Source organism: Microbulbifer okhotskensis (assembly GCF_023895975.1).
Classification (GTDB): Bacteria; Pseudomonadota; Gammaproteobacteria; order Pseudomonadales; family Cellvibrionaceae; genus Microbulbifer; species Microbulbifer okhotskensis.
Genome location: NZ_JALBWM010000026.1, coordinates 1 through 14,509, shown reverse-complemented (window position 1 = coordinate 14,509; position 14,509 = coordinate 1). Strand labels below are relative to the sequence as shown.

Genomic DNA, 14,509 nt, shown 5'->3' with positions numbered 1-14,509 from the left:
CTTGTGCGATGTATCTTTCGTGCAATTTCTCTCATTCAGACAAGAGGCAATCTCCCGCAATGCTAGTTCTGCGTGGTGCTCCCGCACTGTCGAAATTCCGCCATAAAAAACTTCTCAATCAACTGCGCGCGCTGCAACCGAGTATCGGTGATCTTTACGCCGAGTTCGTGCACTTTGCCGATAGCGACACACTGGATAATAAGGAGATGGTGCTGCTTGAGCGGCTGCTCCAGTACGGTCCGACTGAAGAAAAGCATGAGCCGAAAGGCGAATTGATTCTGGTAGTGCCGCGTCCCGGTACTATCTCTCCTTGGTCCTCTAAGGCCACCGACATTGCTCACAATGCCGGTCTTATTAACATCCACCGCCTGGAGCGGGGAGTCGCCTACTACGTGACTGGCGTCGAATTAACTGAAGCGGAACGCCATATTCTGGCCGCCTGTTTACACGATCGCATGGTTGAGACGGTGTTTACCGATTTTGATCAGGCCGGCGAGCTGTTTATCGAAGAAGGCCCCCGCCCACTGCGCGCGGTGGATATTCTCGAAGGTGGCCGCGAAGCCCTGGAAGATGCCAACATTACCTTGGGCTTGGCTCTGGCCGAAGATGAGATTGATTACCTGCTCACCAGTTTCCAAGAGCTGGAGCGCAATCCTACCGACGTGGAGCTGATGATGTTCGCCCAGGCGAACTCCGAGCACTGTCGTCACAAGATCTTCAATGCCACTTGGACCATCGATGGCGAAGAAATGCCGCACTCCTTATTTGGCATGATTAAAAACACCTACCAGAAAGGCGGTGAAAACGTCTTGTCTGCCTACGCAGATAACGCCGCGGTGGTGGCGGGCAGCGTAGCGGGGCGTTTTTATCCGGACCCCGACAGCAAAGAGTACGGTTTTAGCAGCGAAGCGATTCATCTGTTGATGAAAGTGGAGACCCACAACCACCCCACAGCGATTGCTCCCTTCGCCGGAGCGGGTACCGGTGCCGGTGGTGAAATCCGCGATGAGGGTGCGGTTGGCCGCGGCTCAAAGCCAAAAGTGGGTTTGAGTGGCTTTACCGTTTCCAACCTGCAGATCCCCGGTTGGGAGCAGCCTTGGGAATCCAATTACGGCAAGCCCGAGCGCATTGTTACCGCTCTGGATATTATGATCGAGGGCCCCATAGGCGGCGCCGCGTTTAACAACGAATTTGGCCGCCCGAATATTTGCGGTTACTTCCGTACTTTTGAAGAGAATTTTGATGGCGAGCGCCGTGGCTACCACAAGCCAATTATGCTCGCCGGTGGCTACGGCAATATCCGCGAAGAGCATGTCGATAAGCCTGAATTTTCCCCCGGCGCCAAGCTGGTAGCACTGGGTGGCCCGGCGATGCTAATCGGCCTCGGTGGCGGTGCGGCTTCTAGTATGGCCAGCGGTTCCAGTTCTGAGGATCTGGACTTCGCCTCGGTACAGCGTCAGAACCCGGAAATCGAGCGTCGCTGCCAGGAAGTGATCGACCAGTGCTGGCAGTTGGGCGAGAACAACCCCATTGCCTTTATCCACGATGTAGGCGCGGGCGGCCTGTCCAATGCTTTCCCCGAACTGGTGAAAGACGGCGGCACCGGCGGCAACTTTGAGCTGCGTAATATTCCCTGTGATGAGCCGGGTATGAGCCCGCTGGAAATCTGGTGTAATGAATCTCAGGAGCGCTATGTACTGGCAGTCATGCCGGAAGACCTGCTGCGCTTCGAGCAAATCTGTGAGCGCGAGCGCGCACCTTTTGCGGTTGTGGGTGAAGCCACCGAAGACAAGCACCTGCTGTTGAACGACACCCAGTTCGAGTCCAAGCCGGTCGATCTGCCCATGTCTGTGCTGTTTGGCAAACCGCCGCGTATGCACCGGGAGGCAGAAACGCGTCAGGCTGAAAGCAAAGCATTCTCCACTGCGGATATCGACCTGAATGAAGCCGCAGAGCGCGTATTGCGCCTGCCCACCGTGGCGAGCAAGAGTTTCCTGATCACCATTGGCGACCGCACCGTAACTGGCCAGGTAGCCCGTGATCAGATGGTCGGCCCCTGGCAGGTGCCTGTGGCGGATTGCGCCGTAACCACCGTCGCCTACGACAGCTATGCCGGCGAAGCCATGTCCATGGGAGAACGCACTCCGGTAGCATTGCTGGACGCTCCAGCTTCCGGCCGTTTGGCCGTGGGTGAGGCGATTACCAATATCGCCTGTACCCCGGTGAAGCAACTTTCCGATATTAAACTCTCTGCCAACTGGATGTGTGCGGCAGGCCACCCCGGTGAAGAGGATAAACTCTATCGCACCGTAGAGGCGGTGGGCATGGAACTGTGCCCGGAGCTCAATATCACCATCCCGGTGGGCAAGGATTCCATGTCCATGCGCACAGCCTGGGAGGAAGATGGAGAGCAGAAGGCGGTAACTGCACCGCTGTCCCTGGTAATTTCCGCCTTCACTCCAGTCACCGATGTTCGCAAAACCGTTACTCCGCAGCTGCGCACCGATAAGGGGGAGAGTGAACTGCTGTTGATTGACCTGGGTGCCGGTAAAAATCGCTTAGGCGGCTCCTGTCTGGCTCAGGTCTACAACGAGCTGGGCGATAAGCCTGCGGACCTGGATGATGCCAAGAAGCTGAAAGGTTTCTTCGAGGTGGTACAGCAGGCTCTGAACGAAGACCTGATCATGGCTTACCACGATCGCGCCGACGGCGGTCTCTTTACTACCCTAGCGGAAATGGGCTTTGCCGGCCGTATGGGTATGGATGTGGAAATCTACGAGCTCGGCGAAGATCCGATTGCCGCACTGTTCAGTGAAGAGTTGGGGGCGGTGTTACAGGTGCCCGCGTGCGAAGCGGATATGCTGGTACAGCGCTTTTCCGCTGCCGGCGTGCCTACTCACAAGATCGGTTACCTGAATAACAATGAGCACCTGTGTATCACCAATAACGGTGTTGAAATCTTCAAGCGCTCCCGTGCCGAACTGCAGCAGATCTGGTCGGAGACCAGCTTCCGTATCCAGTCTTTGCGCGATAACGCCGAGTGTGCTGAGCAGGAATTTGCTTCTATCATCGAGGAAGATCCGGGCCTTTCGGCTAGTCTCACCTTCGATATTAACGAAGATATTAGCGCGCCTTATATCGCCAAAGGTCTTCGACCGAAAGTCGCCGTGCTGCGTGAGCAAGGTGTAAACAGTCAGGTGGAAATGGCGCATTCCTTCCACCGCGCTGGCTTTAAGGCTGTCGACGTTCATATGAGCGATATCCTTGCCGGCCGTGTGGCCCTGGATGAATTTAAGGGCTTGGTGGGTTGTGGTGGTTTCTCTTACGGTGACGTGCTCGGCGCCGGAGAGGGCTGGGCCAAGACCATTCTGTTTAACCAGCGCGCCCGCGATCAGTTTGAGGGTTTCTTTAATCGCCAGGATACCTTCGGCCTGGGGGTGTGTAACGGCTGTCAGATGTTCTCGGTGATCAAAGAGCTGATCCCCGGTGCCGATCACTGGCCACGTTTTGTACGCAACCTGTCCGAGCAATATGAAGCGCGCTTTGCCCAGGTGGGTGTGGAGGAGTCTCCTTCGGTGCTATTCAAGGGGATGGCTGGCACTTACATGCCGGTAGCAGTTGCCCATGGTGAGGGCCGGGTGGAATTTGCGGACCAGCAGGCACTGGAACAATGTGAAGCTTCCGGCACCATCGCCATGCGTTACCTGAATAACAAAGGTGAGATTAGCCAAACCTATCCGGCCAACCCGAATGGCTCGGTCAATGGCATTACCTCCCTGTGTTCCGAGGATGGGCGCGTTACTATCATGATGCCACACCCGGAGCGGGTCGCGCGTGCGGTTAGCAATAGCTGGCACCCCGACGAGTGGAAAGAGGACTCCGGTTGGATGCGCCTGTTCCGCAATGCGCGGGTATTTGTGGACTGACAGTGAGGTTGAAAAAGGTCTTCCAGGCCTTTTTCAACCTGGGTTTACGGCGCATATGCGTGAACCTTTTACGACCAGCTAAGCACTTAACAGTTTGATCTGCGGCCCGAGCTTCCCTGTTCGGGTTGGCAGGCTGTCGACAACTATTTTTTGGATGGTGATTGATCTCTTGCGCAAATCATCCCGCAAGCCACTCGGCGATCCGCTTTTGTTCTTGTTGCTTTTCCCGCCTTTTATCGGGAACATTTGATTTTCCCTGCTACACTTAAACGATTATTCGAAATAACGTTTTTAGCTATGATGCAATTTTCTGTTGTATTTGCAGAGTACTTGCTCATTGCCCCAGCCAATACCTTCCCGGGTTACGGGTCCACACTAAATACCATTCGGCCCTTTTTTAACTGCACATTTTTCCTGTTCAGAATTAAGTGGTATCTGACGGTTTTATTCCTGCCCCAAAAAAAGTAATTAAGGAGAATATTATGGCGTACAACGAAACGCTGGTTGAGAAGGTGCGCAAATTACTTCAAAAGAGTGAAGGTCTCAGTGAGAAGCAGATGTTCGGCGGACTCGCTTTCATGTTAAATGGCAATATGGCTTGTGGTGTTGTCGGTGAGGAACTTATGGTTCGTGTTGGGCCGGAGGACTATCAGACCGCACTGGCAGAGAGATATACCAGGCCTATGGATTATACCGGGCGGCCGCTGAAAGGTATGGTGTATGTGGAAGAAGATGCTGTTGCAGAAAATTTGGATAACTGGGTAAGTCGCGGAGCTGTATTTGCCGGGTCCTTGCCCCCGAAATAATAAAGTCAGTGCATCTCAATAGGCGAGAGGATTTCACTCTGTTGTGTAGTGACTGATTGTCGGCCACTAAAAATTTTGGAGCATTGTTTTTTCTCGCGAAAATCTCTGGGCTGCCTACAGTCAGCGAAATCATGGGGCTATTCAGAAGATTAAGGCTTTCCGTGGCCTTTCCCAATTGGGTTTTCGGCCTATGTCTACAAGCCATGTACAGCAAATTTAGCACTCACCAGCTGATTTGTGGCCAAAACATCCATGTTGGCGTTGGCAGGCTGTAGAAAAATACTATTTTCAATAGCTTGCTAAAGGCCTTGGTTGATGCATTTTACAGCTGTTAGAAAGGATTTTGATTATGTATTTTATCGAATTGAATAACGGTGTTGAGATTCCTCAATTGGGTATGGGGATGGCTGCAATTGGCAGTTGGCAGCAGGATGATGAATATGTAAGCGAAGTTATTTTAAAAGCCATATCCCTAGGCTATCGACATTTCGACACGGCGTCCGTATACGGTAATGAGCGAGCCTTGGGGCGTGCACTCAAAGAGTCTGGATTGCCGCGAGAAGAATTGTTCATTACCAGTAAAGTTTGGGATACAGAGCAGGGCAATACGAAAACCCATGATGCTTTTGCCCGTAGTCTGGAGCGCCTTCAGTTAGAGTATTTGGACTTATATCTGGTCCACTGGCCGGTACCGGCCTATACAAGAGAGACTTGGGAGGCGATGGAAGCGCTTTACCAGCAAAAGAAAGTACGCGCCCTGGGACTTTCCAATTTCCGTAAATCCGATATTGAGCAGTTAGCTACCTTTGCCGAAGTGCGCCCGGTATGTAACCAGATTGAGTTGCACCCTTACTTTACTCAGCAACCTTTGGTGGATTATTGCCAATTTCACAAAATTGCGATCAGTTGCTGGGCTCCTTTGGGATCGGGTTCAGCTTGGAGTGCAGTGAGTGAACATGAAAAGCCGCTGGTAGATCCTGTCATTTTAGAGATAGCCAAGGATCATGATGTGGGGCCCGGGCAGATTATTCTAAAGTGGAATATTCAGCAGCATCGAATCGTTATTCCCAAGTCTGAAAGTTTGGAAAATATGCGTAATAATTTTTTATTGTCGAATTTCAACTTAAGCCACTCGGAAATTAATTCTATCAACGAATTAAATTGTAATAAGAGATTGGGTGGTGATCCCGATTACGCTAATCAAACACATGTAATGGTGAAGGTTCCAGATTGAGGCGGGATTATTGTCCCCCCCTCATTGCCATTTTATCCAGAATGACATAGGTTGCTATGGCACAGGCGGAGGCTACATTCATTGAGGAGTTAACCCCTAGCATAGGGATATGAACAATAGTATCCACCATTTTTAAGAGTGCAGTCCCGACTCCATCTTTTTCCGACCCCAATATCAAACATACCTTCTCATTATGGAGAATAGGCAGTTGTCTGAGCTCGATGCTATTTGAAGCAATTTCCAGACAGATCAGACGATAACCACGATCTCGTAGCATTTGCGCTGTATCAAGTGCCGATTGACGATACTCATAGGGAACATATTTTTCCGTTGACCTGGAAATTTTTCGAATTTTTGAGTTGGGTGGTACCAGGCTTTCACCAGTTAGATAAATTTTTTCAACTCCCAGCGCATCGGCAATTCGAAACAGCCCACCTACATTACTGGGTGTACCGATATTCGTGGCCAGAAAACACAAGGGGTGAGTACTTGCGGTTGGTTGGTGGCTGCTATGGTCTATTTGCATATCGAGTCGTTACTGCTAAATCGATAAGGGAAGCTTATGCTCCCCCGTGGTGATGTCGGTGTTTGTAGAGATTTGAACCGTCTATTGGCTGCTTTCAGCTATCTCAAGGGCTTCCTCGGCGACGCGTTGGGCAGAGGCCTGTCGGTTGCGCATTTGTTCAACCAGTGACGGCTCCCGGTTGGCTTTTTGGTTTTGTAGATGTATCGCCTGTCGATAAACTTGATCGGATACGATAAATTCTTCTGCTCTTTGGTTAATTTCGCTGTAACGCGTGTTCAGTTCGGAGATTTTTTTAGACAGATGCTCCAGGTCCAGAATGCGATCAAAGTAAAGAGCAATCAAGCGTTCACATTCCCTGGCAATCGCCAGGTACTCATTGCCGACTTGGCGATGCCCCTCATAGTTCTTTTTAAAGTTAAAAAAGGTTTGCACACCACCCAGTAAGGCAGCCAGAAGTGCTAAAGCTGCGCCGGTCCATTTGGTCCAGTCCGGTAGTTCCGCGTTGATTAGCGAGAAGAATAGCGAGCCGAGAAACAGGTTTACAACCACGATAGGAACGCCGCAAAGCACGTGCAGGTTGCGCCCCTTCATGGATGCGCGAAAGTGGCTGTGCTTGCACAGGTGGGCATTCCAGCGGAGCTTTTCCAGGACTTCCACTGTATTGGGTATATTACTCATGCTTCCCTTCCATCTTCTCTTAATGACTAGCTATTGTGGGCGATAGTTTGACGGATACCAACAAGATGTACAGGGCGGCAGGGTACCGGTGCTTAAAGAAGGGCGTTCAGTGATTAGATTGATGATTGAGCCTTGATTGTCATGTAAGCAAGTACTTGCGTACAAGGCTCTAGCATTTCTCAGTGGGGTTAGAAGCTGTCAGTCACGCCGACGGCTGAAAGGTTGGCACTTTCATCGCGTATCTCGTAGATAGTGTGTGCCAGGCTAATCCCCCAGTCGCCAGTTAACCAGTTTACTTCAGCGCCATAGTAGGGGTTACTGCTACTATTTTTGGCGCTGTTCCAGCTGTAACTTCTATCGAGGGGTTCCGCTCCTAAAAACTCTTCAGGCTCGTTATAGAAGTTGAGAATGCCCGTTTCCTCAACTTGCCCACTTGAGTCCTCACATCACATATGAACGCCCAAGCGAATACCAGCACTCAGGTTTTACTGGAGCTCTTTGGTGAGAACGAGGCTCAGGCCATATGATTTGTATTTTCTTTCGCTTTGCCTCTCGTGTTTGTAGTCTGCGATGACTATCACATCATCACTAGCGTAATAGTACTTGTATCCAGTACCTTGGAACTCATATCCCCTGCAAATATCACCCAGGTTGGCCATGGAACCTTCAATTGACAGGGATTCATTGATCCGATAGCCAAAAGTGAAGGCGTAACCCCTTAGGTTAGGCTCTTCTCGAATCGCATAAGCGTCTTCAGAGTTCAGGCTCATGTGCCCAAGAGAAGTCTTTAGGTAAGAGGGTTGCTCTTCAGCGTTAACACTGACGCAGATCAGTGCGATAAGGGAGACGAGTGCGATGTGCTTCAAGGGGTACCTCTAAAAACGTTGGTTGTGTGCCGATACAGACTGCAGAATGATGGCAAGACCAATGTTACTTGTGAATAAAATTTAAGCGCATCATTAAGTTGGAGAAAGAATGAAATGAATGGAATGTCATATTTTAGATTCGTACATGAATGGCTAATAGGATTTTTGATTTCAACCTACTTAAAAGGTGGGTTGAGTCCAAGCCGCCAATCTTTTGATGACATTTTTGACTCCTAAAACAGCACCTGTTACATTTTTTCCCCATTGGATTTTACTTTCTATGCTGTTCCCCGCTTAAAAAAAAGCTGCTCAAACTGGTAACTTTCTTGTATTTTGTTTGGCCACTTGGAAGAAGTGGTTGTTGCTTTTCCAAGATTCAAACCAATAAGAAACTTAACCCTTGGGTAATGGGGAAAATATGTCGATTGTACGGCAGCGCTTTATTGCATTAGGACCACTTTTTGCAGTGGCTTTCTATCTATTTTTAACCGCGATGGGGATACAGTACCTGCCTGCAGTAACTGCGGCGATTACTTTACTCACCGTCATTTGGTGGGTTACTGAGGCTCTGCCGATCCCGGCAACGTCGCTGGTGCCACTGGTGTTATTGCCCCTTTTTGGAGTGACTGATCATCGGGAAGTGGCAGCATCTCTGGGCAGTCATGTGATCCTGCTGTTAATGGGCGCTTTTATCTTATCCAAAGCCCTGGAAAAGAGTGGGGCCCACGAGCGGCTAGCGCTCTATATGCTGAGAATTGTCGGGGTCTCCAGTGGTCGCAGATTGGTGTTCGGATTTATGTTGGCGGCGGGCTTTCTCAGTATGTGGATTTCCAATACCGCCACAACATTGATGATGCTCCCGATTGCCCTGGCAATCCTTTCCCGGATCAACGATGAACGCTTGAGTATCGCTTTGATATTAGGTATCGCCTACGCCGCGAGTTTGGGCGGCGTAGGGACGCCACTGGGAACACCGCCCAATGTTATTTTTATGGGGGTTTACGAGGAAGTGACGGGGCGTGAGTTTAGTTTTCTGGAATGGATGAAAATAGGTATTCCGGTTGCTCTGGTAACGTTGCCCATAATGGCCCTCTGGCTCACCCGCAATATTCACCTTAAAAACGAAATTGAACTTCCAGCAGTGGGCGAGTGGCGGGCGGAAGAAAAGCGCACGCTGATGGTGTTCGCCGCTGCGATTCTGTTGTGGGTAACACGCAATGCGCCTTTGGGTGGCTGGAGTGACCTGATTGGTGTTGATTCAGCGGGTGACGGTACTGTCGCTCTCGCTGCGGTGATCACTATGTTCCTGGTCCCTAACGGCAAAGGTGGACGCTTATTGGACTGGCAGACAGCTGAAACCATACCCTGGGGAATGTTACTGCTGTTTGCTGGCGGTATTGCTCTGGCAAAAGGATTCTCCACTTCTGGCTTGAGCGATATGCTCGGCAACGGGCTCACTTTCCTCACAGCGATGCCGCTCTGGCTAATGCTTGTACTGCTATGTCTGGGTGTAACATTCCTGACAGAAATCACCAGTAATACGGCAACTGCCACGCTATTGATGCCAATTCTCGCAGTAGCGGCCACTTCAGCGGGGTTTGAGCCCATGGTTTTAATGATACCCGCAGCGATGAGTGCGAGTTGTGCCTTTATGCTGCCGGTGGCCACTGCGCCCAACGCCATTGCCTATGGCACAGGAAAGATTCGGATACAGGATATGGTGCGTGAAGGTGCTGTGCTTAGTGTGACAGCATCGCTGATTATTGCGGGAATGAGCTGGTTGATATTGGCCGGGTAGTTTCTGCCTTACGCAAAGTATCTTAAAATCAACAAGAGTATAACTAGCTCGAGGTCTGATTGAACCTGTAGCTCAGGTAAATTCGATTTTGGTAAAGTGTATTTACTAGCTGGTCGGAAGTTAAGAGTAGATTCTTTTCCCGTCTTTCTAGTATCTGGGAGACAGCAGCGTATCGTTGTCATACAGAAGTAGTGGTGAAAAAAGCAGAATATATGGTTGCTGTAGGCAAGTCTGGGTTTACAAGCCTTGAGGAGAAAGTCAGCCAAATGCTCAATGAAGGGTGGAAGCCTGTCGGTGGACTTGCCTTCAATGCAGGCTATCCGTATCAGGCCATGGCCCGCGTCGTCACAGTATCACAGCGTCCGGCAAAGCAATCGGGGTATGAAAAGCAAACCGAAGAGAAATCTGGCGCAAGAAAAAAGCTTGATGCTCAGGAAGCTATGCGGCTCGTTGATGAGCTGACCTAGTTGGACGAACTGACCTAGAAAGGTTTATGGATGCTCGCCATTTGTTAAAAAATACTATTCAACAGGTGACGAATGAATATAAAAATACATCGACTGGAAGGGTAGCAATAAATGAGAAATACTACAGCAGTCCTAATGCTCGCTATAGGCTTGGTGGGCTGTGGCGAAGCGGACAAAGAGCAGAAAATCCAGGAGGAGGAAATGACCTCATCCACCGGGCAGGCCTCTGCGCCGATGGCCCAGAAGGTCCCCCATAAGATGTTGATACATGGCCATGAGCGTGTCGATAACTACTATTGGATGCGCGATGATGAGCGCAAGGCCCCGGAAGTTATTGCTCACCTGGAAGCGGAAAATGCTTATACCGATTCGGTTATGCAGCACACCAAGGCATTGCAAGACGCACTATTCGAAGAAATGACCGGTCGCTTGGAGAAAGATAAATCTACGGTACCGGTTTATTACAATGGCTATTGGTACCACACCCGCTACCTACCAGAAAAAGAATATGCAGTTCATGCACGGCGCAAAGGCACTCAGGAGGCCCCTGAGGAGGTGATGTTGGATGTCAATGCGCTGGCACAAGATAGTGGCTATTTCAGTGTTGGGCGGTTGGCAGTTTCTCCCAGTAATCAGTTGTTGGCCTACCCAGAGGACAATATGGGGCGACGTGTTTACACGATTCGCTTCAAAAACTTAAAAACCGGTGAGTTATTGCCGGACAAGCTGGAGAACGCTTCACCGGTAGCTGTTTGGGCAAATGACAATCGGACTGTGTTCTATATCAATAAAGATCGGCAGACTCTCCTTGGCTATCAGGTAATGCGCCATAAGTTGGGTACACCACAGAGTGAGGATGTGATGGTGTACGAGGAGGCTGACAAAGCCTTCTATACCTGGATCTCCAAGTCCAGAGATGGAACTCAGGTGAATATTCACCACAGTTCTACTACCAGCAGTGGTCAGTCAATTTTGAATGCGGAAACGCCTTTGGCTGAGTTTTCTCCTCTCTATCCTCGTGAGAAAGGCCATGAATATTCAGCTCAAAAATTAGGGAGCAACTTTTATATTCTGACTAACTGGCAGGCGGAGAATTTCCGCCTGATGAAAGTCGCCACGCAGAGCGCGGCAGATAAATCCAAATGGAAGGATGTCATACCTCATAACAGCAAAGTTTTACTGGAAGACTTTACATTATTTGATCAACACTTGGCTCTGATAGAGCGGAAGAGTGGTCAGACTGGATTGAGGATTATTAATCTGGAAAATGATAAGGATCTTCAGGTAGGTTTTAATGATCCAGTTTATCAATTGAGTTTGAGCGCAAATCCCAACCTGGATTCCGATAGTGTGCGGATCTCTTATTCCAGTTTGACCACACCTAAAAGTGTGTATCAGGCCGAGCTGGATAGTGGGGAGTTACAGCTGTTGAAGCAGGATAAAATTCCGGGTGGTTTTGATCCAGAGTATTATCAGAGTGAAGGAATTCTGATAACTGCGCGAGATGGAGTAAAAGTACCGGTTTCTTTGGTTTATTGTAAAGATAAATTTAAACATGACGGCACCAATCCACTGCTGCAGTATGCCTATGGTTCCTACGGTAGTACAGTAGACCCTCGATTCCGATCTTCAGTCGTTTCCCTTCTTGATCGTGGCTTTGTATTTGCCATAGCGCATATTCGTGGTGGTCAGAAGTTGGGAAGAGCATGGTATGAAGATGGAAAGATGTTCAACAAAAAGAATACTTTCACCGACTTTGTCGATGTCACTAAGGGTTTGACTCAGCTAAAATATGGTGCTTCCGATAAGATCTTTGCTTCCGGCGGGAGTGCCGGAGGGCTGCTGATGGGCGCGGTAGTGAATATGGCCCCGGACTTATACCGAGGTGTTACTGCAGCTGTGCCGTTTGTCGATGTTGTGACCACCATGCTGGATGAATCAATTCCTTTGACGGTCAATGAGTACGATGAGTGGGGAAATCCCAATAATAAAGATAGCTATGAATATATGCTGTCTTACTCTCCCTATGATCAGGTAAAGGCTCAGGATTACCCCAATATTTTGGTAACCACTGGTCTGCATGACTCTCAGGTGCAATATTTTGAACCCATGAAATGGGTGGCAAAATTGCGTGAACTAAAAACGGATAAGAACCAGCTGTTATTTAATGTGAATATGGAGGCTGGGCATGGTGGCTCATCCGGCCGCTTCCGCCGTTATCACGAAACGGCCTTGCAGTATGCATTTTATTTGGACCTGCTGGGTGTGGGTGAGGCTGCAGCCAGAGTTGAGTGACCTCCATTGCAAAAGTTTAAAAATTTGCCCTGATATCAAGAAGGTTGAATATAGAAATTGAAAAAAGGGAAGCTAAGCTTCCCTTTTTTGTCTGCTGCGTCATTGCATTATTGCGGTTCAGAATGAAAATGGGGGGTGGAAATTTTCTGGTGTCCAGGGTTTTCATTCGCCTTCCTTTTTTTCTGAAAGCATTCTTGTTTTTGGATTTCCACGCAGTAGGGAAGCTGTTGGTCGAAGATTAAGTGGAGTTCTTATTTTTTTAAAACTTGAATATTCTAGTCTTTTCTCATAAGTTAAAAATTTATTTTGATTTCCCAGCTTGCCTTACACCCTTAATAGTGAGTGTCTTACGTTATCATTTGTGACATGTGATTGTTTGTTGTGAGTTACATTTGTATTTTCTGGTCAGCAAGCCTAGAGGTAGAGTCATGCTGAGATGGGCTGGGAGTTTGATAAGGAAGACGCTTTTAACTTTAGCACCCATGGCAGGTGTTTATGCTTTGTTTTCCTATGTCTACAATAATTATTTTGCCCAGTCGGTGACCTTTAATAGAAAATTAATCTCGCACGATTCAGTCAGAAGTGTCGACTATCTTCAGGGGCGAGATCGGATCAAGGTGTTGATTGTGACAGGTGGCGGCGTTCGTGGTCTTATTCCTCTCTATGTTTTGCAGCATCTTGAGAGGGGGTTGGGGAGGCCGATAAATGAAGTTTTCGATGTGTTCGCTGGCGTGTCAACAGGAGCGGTTATAGCAACTGGTGTTAATATTCCAGGTGATGCTATCCCTGACCATTACGGCAAGAATATTTCACATTTGGAATATTTGATAAACGTTTATAAGGATGAGGCTGGTTACCTTTTTGGCCCACCATGGTATCACAAGCTATTAACCGGTGCGGGTCTTTTCTCACCCTCTTATTTCGGGGGGCGCTTGCATGAGGTTATGGAAAAATACTATACCAAGAGTCTTGGATTTACTGATCTGGAAAAGTATGTAATTGTTCCTTCGCTAAATATTGATAGTGGGGAGGTGTGCTTGTTTAAGAATCGGGGTGATACCGTTATGGATCTGCCCACCAATAGTTTGTATCAGTTAATGACGGCTGCAGTTAGCGCAGAAACAGCATTCCCTCCAGTTTCCTTTGAGGCTAATCGCACTGAATACAAAGCGCTACAATTTACTGATGCTGCTATTGAGATGAAGAGGTTTGGCAGTGTATTTGCAGATGCAGCTATAGCTATGAATAATCCAGCAAGCATGATACTACGTGATATTATTCGTGAGTTTCCGAATAAGGAGTACTATATTCTGGTTTTGTGTTCTGGATACCCGAGATTGCTCAGTTCAACTATTGGCTATCATTCTCTGCGAAAGTGGGGGCGCATACACTGGGCACGCGATGCATTGGCAAATATCCAGCGCTCAATGGATAAAAATCAACTTTACACATTGGAAATTGCCAAAGCCCTTTCGGGAAAGGGGCGGATTGAATACGATTATCTTAACGTCGATATTAATAAGCCCTTTGTAGGAATTTTTGACCATGATTTACTGGGGCATCTTCGGGGCTACTCCAATAAATTGATTGAAGAAAACAAATCCTGCATGCAGAAGATCCAGGCACCTTAACAAAATGGGATAATTTTAAGCGATTCTGGCCGCAAGCAGGTGGTCAGTCAAAATATAAAGGCGGTCTCTCATTTTTTGTTGCATTGGGAGTGTTAAGATAGAAACTTGTGATTCTCTTTTCTGATTTATTATATGCGTAACTTCACAACGATAGAGGCGCCGGTGATAGACCGGTTTGCAGGGCTGTCCCATATAAATCGGTGTAAAAACGAACAGAATAGACCTAAAATAGCCATCTTTTTTGAAGCATAGAGTGTTTTTTAGACAAAATGGATAGCGTTA

The 14,509-nt window shown here is 48.6% G+C and carries 10 protein-coding genes; 7 read left to right on the top strand and 3 right to left on the bottom strand.

The window, feature by feature from the left end:
- Positions 1-59 precede the first annotated feature (59 nt).
- The 3 genes from purL to MO867_RS08440 all read left to right on the top strand — a co-directional run bounded on the left by purL (position 60) and on the right by MO867_RS08440 (position 5,966).
- Positions 60-3,926, top strand: a complete 3,867-nt coding sequence (gene purL / locus MO867_RS08450) for a phosphoribosylformylglycinamidine synthase (protein ID WP_252465910.1) — start codon at positions 60-62, stop codon at positions 3,924-3,926.
- A gap of 482 nt (positions 3,927-4,408) precedes the next feature.
- Entirely contained in the window at positions 4,409-4,732 is a 324-nt protein-coding gene (locus MO867_RS08445; protein WP_252465909.1) for a TfoX/Sxy family protein, read from the top strand.
- Positions 4,733-5,081: 349 nt separating this feature from the next.
- Positions 5,082-5,966 (top strand): aldo/keto reductase, encoded by an 885-nt coding sequence (locus tag MO867_RS08440; protein WP_252465908.1) that lies wholly within the window; start codon positions 5,082-5,084, stop codon positions 5,964-5,966.
- Positions 5,967-5,973: 7 nt separating this feature from the next.
- Here MO867_RS08440 and MO867_RS08435 read toward each other — a convergent pair whose 3' ends face one another.
- From MO867_RS08435 to MO867_RS08425, 3 genes are all read right to left on the bottom strand, one after another.
- Positions 5,974-6,492, bottom strand: coding sequence for a TrmH family RNA methyltransferase (locus MO867_RS08435; RefSeq protein WP_252465907.1), 519 nt, complete (start codon positions 6,490-6,492; stop codon positions 5,974-5,976).
- Between the two features lie 81 nt (positions 6,493-6,573).
- A complete protein-coding gene (locus MO867_RS08430) occupies positions 6,574-7,170 on the bottom strand; it encodes an SLATT domain-containing protein (RefSeq protein WP_252465906.1) in 597 nt (198 codons plus the stop codon).
- A gap of 485 nt (positions 7,171-7,655) precedes the next feature.
- Positions 7,656-8,036 carry a hypothetical protein gene (locus MO867_RS08425; RefSeq protein ID WP_252465905.1) on the bottom strand — a complete coding sequence of 127 codons (381 nt, stop codon included), beginning with the start codon at positions 8,034-8,036 and terminating at the stop codon, positions 7,656-7,658.
- A gap of 418 nt (positions 8,037-8,454) precedes the next feature.
- Here MO867_RS08425 and MO867_RS08420 point away from each other — a divergent pair, with 418 nt between their 5' ends.
- From MO867_RS08420 to MO867_RS08405, 4 genes are all read left to right on the top strand, one after another.
- Entirely contained in the window at positions 8,455-9,834 is a 1,380-nt protein-coding gene (locus tag MO867_RS08420) for an SLC13 family permease (RefSeq protein ID WP_252465904.1), read from the top strand.
- Positions 9,835-10,028: 194 nt separating this feature from the next.
- A complete protein-coding gene (locus tag MO867_RS08415; protein ID WP_252465903.1) occupies positions 10,029-10,301 on the top strand; it encodes a DUF1737 domain-containing protein in 273 nt (90 codons plus the stop codon).
- A 111-nt stretch (positions 10,302-10,412) separates the two neighbouring features.
- Positions 10,413-12,596 carry a S9 family peptidase gene (locus MO867_RS08410; protein WP_252465902.1) on the top strand — a complete coding sequence of 728 codons (2,184 nt, stop codon included), beginning with the start codon at positions 10,413-10,415 and terminating at the stop codon, positions 12,594-12,596.
- A 428-nt stretch (positions 12,597-13,024) separates the two neighbouring features.
- Positions 13,025-14,227 (top strand): patatin-like phospholipase family protein, encoded by a 1,203-nt coding sequence (locus MO867_RS08405; RefSeq protein WP_252465901.1) that lies wholly within the window; start codon positions 13,025-13,027, stop codon positions 14,225-14,227.
- Positions 14,228-14,509: the final 282 nt, after the last annotated feature.